This window comes from Psychrobacter sp. (assembly GCF_036731945.1).
Taxonomy (GTDB): Bacteria; Pseudomonadota; Gammaproteobacteria; order Pseudomonadales; family Moraxellaceae; genus Psychrobacter.
Genome location: NZ_DAINDI010000051.1, coordinates 16,797 through 22,517 on the forward strand (window position 1 = coordinate 16,797; position 5,721 = coordinate 22,517).

Annotated in this window: 4 protein-coding genes; 2 read left to right on the top strand and 2 right to left on the bottom strand. The window is 41.4% G+C overall.

Annotated features, from left to right (window positions below; all coding sequences use genetic code 11):
• Positions 1 to 491 precede the first annotated feature (491 nt).
• Positions 492 to 929 (top strand): MCR_0457 family protein, encoded by a 438-nt coding sequence (locus V7D75_RS10645; RefSeq protein WP_068406636.1) that lies wholly within the window; start codon positions 492 to 494, stop codon positions 927 to 929.
• Positions 930 to 1,455: 526 nt separating this feature from the next.
• Entirely contained in the window at positions 1,456 to 2,622 is a 1,167-nt protein-coding gene (locus tag V7D75_RS10650) for a D-alanyl-D-alanine carboxypeptidase family protein (RefSeq protein WP_333614540.1), read from the top strand.
• A 168-nt stretch (positions 2,623 to 2,790) separates the two neighbouring features.
• Here V7D75_RS10650 and V7D75_RS10655 read toward each other — a convergent pair whose 3' ends face one another.
• On the bottom strand, positions 2,791 to 4,764 hold the full coding sequence (locus V7D75_RS10655; RefSeq protein WP_333614541.1) for a sensor histidine kinase: 1,974 nt from the start codon (positions 4,762 to 4,764) through the stop codon (positions 2,791 to 2,793).
• Between the two features lie 241 nt (positions 4,765 to 5,005).
• Positions 5,006 to 5,721 (bottom strand): GTP-binding protein (locus tag V7D75_RS10660; protein WP_333614542.1); only part of this gene is annotated, 716 nt, incomplete at its 5' end.

The following is a 5,721-nucleotide window of genomic DNA, read 5'->3' on the forward strand; positions in this document are numbered from 1 at the left end:
CATTAAAATTTTCATTTTTGCCCAATTCATCTTAATATCGTCATTAATGACCGTCTGTCAGGTTCTCTACTTTTTTATCCTAAAACCGCTATAATCATGCCTGCCAAAATCAAGCAGAATCAAGACAGACATTATAGATAGCGCTGTCGCGTTTCAGATTTTGGGCGATTATACCCTACTCGCCTCGGGAGGCGAACCCAGACTTTAAGTTATTTCAACTTACTATTTGATTTTATTAATAATTTTATTAGTAGCAGCAAGCGTCTTTTGCAAAAGGTAAAACGTTGGGGTTACAGTAGGCAACAAGGGACAACACGATCAATTGATACTTTTATGTTGAGGTAACTTAGGGCGATATAATGCTGATATGTTACTGTAAAGGCGGCTCAGCTCACAATATATCTACACATAAATCAATATTTTATGTGACTTTTATTTTTTTACCCATTAACATAGCACCATCAAACAAAGATAAGCGAGTGTAATACTGAATGAAAAATCAATCGATATTATCTATAGCTTCTGTGATAGCAAAGACCGCCTCAAAAGTTGGTCTTGCAGGACTGATAACGTCTATTGCTATGCTGTCTCAAGCGACCCAAGCTGCGTCCAATGCGTCGACTACCATTCCAGTAGATTTATCGGGCATTAATATCACCAAGCATGAAATTGCGGTGATGCATGTGTTATCAGAGATTTGCCCGCCGATGTTAACTGGTAAACAAAAACAGCGCTTTTATAAATCTTATAACGTGCAGCTGCATGAATTGATGCCATCGTTAGAGGATCCAAAAGCGGCTATTCAATACTTGTCTACGCAGCAAGATTATCGTCAAATTCTGCAAGGTATTCGTAGTTGGACCATGGGCTTCTCAAAACAAGAGAACAAAGCCTTATGCGAAGATTTGGCCAATGCTGAATATCATTAATCCGTTTCGATAGAAAAGTAAATCCGATAAAACCTAACCTCTGGTCAACGTAAATAAATACCTTTACTATTAACGATAATAAAATCTGGTTATTATGACGTGATAGATGCTAGGCAAAGATTGTTGGTAATTAGTTTTTAATAATTGCTCTTATAAATTTTAAATAAGAATCTGCATTAAGCCTTTACTGGGTTAATTACAGACTACATTTATATTGCAAAATCAGCTTGCTGTATCGTCCGCTCATAGCAGACGTTGCAGCAAGTTTTTTTATAGATGTTAAAAAAGTCGCTATAAATCCAATTTCTAATCGTGAGTAATTTTATTTTATTTATCATTTCCCCATCGAGCGGCATTTTGCTAAGATAAGGCGTTAATTTTATGTCCATCGCTCAGTCAACAAGGCTTTCAGCAAAAATCTGTTCTGACGCTTAAATTTAAAGCGCTTTATATCAGATGAACTTGAGATTTAGCCTGTGATAGCAGCGATAGATACATTTGGTTTTATGATGCGGTGTAACAATCTATGACAGTAAAGCATGTGAAAAAACAGCTGGTACAGCTGGTAGTGGGCGTTAGTGTTTCTATGAGTGCAATGATGGCGGGCGCAGCCATTCAGCCTCCTGAAATGGAAAATACCGCCTATGTATTAATGGACTATAACACGGGTGAGATACTGGCGCAGAAAAACGCCAATCAACCATTGCCGCCAGCATCTTTGACAAAGATGATGACCAGCTACATGATTGAACAGCGCTTAGCATCGGGTGATCTTAAAGAAGACGAGCAAGTACTGATGAGCGCCAATGCTTGGTGCCGTGGTAGTAGCAGTCAGTCGTGCATGTATGTACCGGTCAATAAATCTGCCAGCGTGATTGATATGCTACGCGGCATCATCATTCAATCAGGTAACGATGCTTCAAAAGCGATGGCCGAACACATCGCTGGTAGCGAAGCTTCGTTTGCGACCTTGATGAATGAAGAAGCCGAAAAAATCGGCATGAAAAATACCCATTTTGTCAATGCTACAGGTATGCCCGATGAAGGTCATGAAGCATCAGCTTTAGACCTAGCAAAACTTTCGCGTGCTATTATCAAAAACAGTGGCGACTATTATGGTCTTTATTCGGAAAAAGAGTTTACCTACAATGGTATCACGCAGGGTAACCGTAACGCTCTACTTGCGACTGACCCGACGGTTGATGGCCTAAAAACAGGTCATACTGACGCCGCAGGCTATTGCTTAGCAGCGTCAAGTAAGCGTGACGAGATGCGCCTTATCTCTGTCATTATGGGTACAAAAAGTCAGCAAGCGCGCGCCGATCAGTCACGTGAGTTGCTAAACTGGGGCTTTGGCCACTTTACCACCGTCACTAAAGCGCCCGCTGGACAATTTGTCAGCAAAGTACCGGTTTGGTTTGGCGAAGCAGAAGAAGTAGAGCTAGCGACTGGCGACAGTTTGCAGATTTTGACCAGCAAAACACAAAAGAATAAAATCACCACCGTGGTCGATATTCCTGAAAGCTTAGAAGCCCCTATCAAAAAAGGTCAAGAAATTGGCAAAATGATGGCGGTAATTGATGGTAAAGCGGTTGCCTCAGTTCCTGTCGTTGCTACGAGCGATATCGAACAATCAGGATTTATGAGCCGTATTTGGCAACGTTTCACGCGCTGGGCGCAAAACTTGTTTTAAGCACTTGTCTTAAATCTCTAGCTTAACAATTTGCTTTGAAAACCATTTACCTCAAAAGCAATCGCCATTAAATAGCAGCGATTAGCGAGTTTAATATAAAAAAGACGCTTTTAATGGGCGTCTTTTTATTGGTCTTTTTTATCTTTAGTCTCATGAATACCGTCATATTTAAGACCAAACCAGCCAGCTTTTTAACAAATTACTCAGCGCCTTGTCTTCATAGCTCGCCACCTGACAGTAATCTACGCCAGCGGCTTTTAATCCATGCTCAAAACTATCTAAATGTAGCGCCTGCTGCTGCGAATACCAATACACCAGCAAAGCACGGTGACTGGTCTCAGAAGCACGAATACGTCTTGCTAAGGCTTCGGCGCTACTTGGTAATACATCTTCAGCAAACACCACCATATCGAAATTTTTATCGTTTATATCATCAATGACCAGCTGTTCATGTTGATAACAGGTAACACGCGCCCCTAGTCGCTGTAATTCCTCTAGCAAAGCGCCGCTATCTTGATAGTAATAATACATAACGTCAAGCCCAGACAGCAAATATTGCTGGCGCGATTGGCGCTGATTGGACAGCTGCAAGGTAACTATAAATTCTGTCCCGACCCCTAGCGTACTATTTACCTCGACACTAGCGCCCATCAGCTGCGCCATTTGCTTGACGACTGGCAAGCCAATACCTGTGCCTTCATATTGACGGGTTTGCGATGAATCTACCTGAAAAAACGGATTGAAAATATCTTCTATAAAACTGCTATCGATACCGATACCGCTATCTTTTATCCGTATCTGCCAGCGGTTGCTGTGGTCGAAATGGGTCAGCTGCGAAGTAACGCTTACTTGCCCTGTTGGGGTAAACTTAATAGCGTTACTCAGTAGTATCGATAATATCTGCTGGATCTTTTCGGCGTCGCCTTCGAGGCTATAATCAATATGATGAATATGACTGCTTAAATCCAAACCTTTCTGCTTGGCAATAGGTTCATATTCGGCCAATAGGTCTGAAATTAATTGCAGCGGATTAAACTCACTGATTTGTAGGCTGATTTGCCCTTTTTGAATTTGATTCAGTTGTATAATTTGATTAAGCGCCAATACCAATTTATCACTGCCATTGTGAATAATCTCAACCGCGTCTTTTTGCTCAGCGTTTAGCTGTTCACCTTCTAATAGCTGTAAACCGCCAACGATGGCATTCAATGAAGTTTTTAGCTCATGGGTTATCATACTTTGAAAATTATGCAGCTGCACATCAAGCGATAAATCTTTTTGATGCAACTGCTGCTCAAACACTGCCAGCGCGGCATAATCTTGTTTCGACGCTTGCAGGCGATTGAACAAAGTGGTAAAAGCCTGTTTAATTTGCACCAATTCTTCAAATTTAAACCGCTGCGGAATCGCAGGTAGCTGCTCAAGCTCAGGGTTTTTTAGCACGATATCGCAGACTTCGGTTAGCGCAGCGATATCTTTTGATGGCCAGTTTAGTTTGCGCAGGATAAATAGCGCCCATACAATCGCCAACGACGTTGTCATTAACCAAAGCCATAAATTGCCTTGTACCCAATCTGTCCGCAGCGCTGCCACATTCAAATTAATATTGATATAGCCAACCAAGGCGGTATCAGACGACATTTCGCTCACTGAGTCGCTTACAGGGTTATTCACTGAGTTTGAGTTAGCATTGATGGCGGTCAAAGTCGTAAAGCCTTCCTGCTCCCCGTTTGGCGTATCACTACCGATAGAAAGTGTGCTAGTGCCATCAACATAGTCGCCGACGACCGGATAATTAAAGCTGACCGTATTGGCAAATAAAGCATTTTTCCAATCGTCTTTTGACAGATTGCTATCAGCAATAGGCTGCGAGGTGGTATAAAACAAAATACTCTCGATGTTTTGCTCATTTTCTAACAAAAAACGCACTTGATCAGCGACTACCTCATCGCCATCTACGCTCGCCGCGCTAAGCGTCAGAAGGTTCGCCAACTGCTGAGTATGCCGACGTTCTTCCTTATAATGCTGCACCAAGCCATAAACAAAAGACAATAAAAAACCTGCCAATACAGCCAAAATCATGGTCTGCATGATAGATTGCCAAATGAGCATGGGTAAGGTTTTTGGGGAGCGGTTGTTCATATGACTCAACTGAGTGAAGACAACTTGTAATTATAATATAGATATATTATAGAGAGGATAAGGATAATGCGACATTTTAATGTAACTTAACACAGTCTTAAATTAAAAAATGCCAGGACGACTGATATAGTCATCATGGCATTTTATATTACAGAAAAAGCTAAGAATAGAAAAACAGCAAAGATAAAATAACATGTTCTTTATTTGCTAAAAAAATAAAGACACTCACTATCTGGCAGAATTAACGCTTTTTATCTTTATTGGTAAATCTGGGCTTATCTTTGGTGGTGAATTTTTGTGCGCGATTGCGTTCACGTTGGCGTAATTGCTGCGCTTTTGCTTTGGTTGGCGTATCACTTTTATTGGCGTACGGGTTTTCATTTTGCTTAAAGATAACATTAAGCGGCGTGCCTTCAAGTTTAAAAACTTGACGGAATTGGTTTTCAAGATAACGCTGATAGCTTTTTGGTAGCGCAGAGGTTTGGTTACCATGAATCACGATCACCGGCGGATTATGACCACCGATATGGGCAAAACGTAGCTTAATACGGCGACCAGCAACCGTTGGCGGCGGATTTGCCGTAACCGCATCTTGTAAAATCTGCGTCAGACGGTTGGTTGATACCTCAAACATCGACGATTGATAAGCGCGCAAGATAGAAGGATATAAATTACCTACCCCTGTACCGTGTAATGCTGAAATTTGATGCACTTTAACATAAGGAATAAAGTTAAAGCGGCGATCCATCTCAAGCTTGATATAGTCTTTTTGATCTTGGGTCAGACCGTCCCATTTATTAATGGCAACTACCAATGCACGCCCTGCATCAAGCGCATAACCAATCATATTTAAGTCTTGGTCGACAATGCCTTCGTGCGCATCAATCACAATGATGGTTACGTTAGAATCTTCAATCGCTTGCAAGGTTTTAATGACTGAGAACTTCTCTACTTTTT

Bases quoted from the DNA above. Each gene is read 5' to 3' on its own strand.
- V7D75_RS10645 (WP_068406636.1), top strand. From the start codon at position 492: ATGAAAAATCAATCGATATTATCTATAGCTTCTGTGATAGCAAAGACC.
- V7D75_RS10650 (WP_333614540.1), top strand. From the start codon at position 1,456: ATGACAGTAAAGCATGTGAAAAAACAGCTGGTACAGCTGGTAGTGGGC.
- V7D75_RS10655 (WP_333614541.1), bottom strand. From the start codon at position 4,764: ATGAACAACCGCTCCCCAAAAACCTTACCCATGCTCATTTGGCAATCT.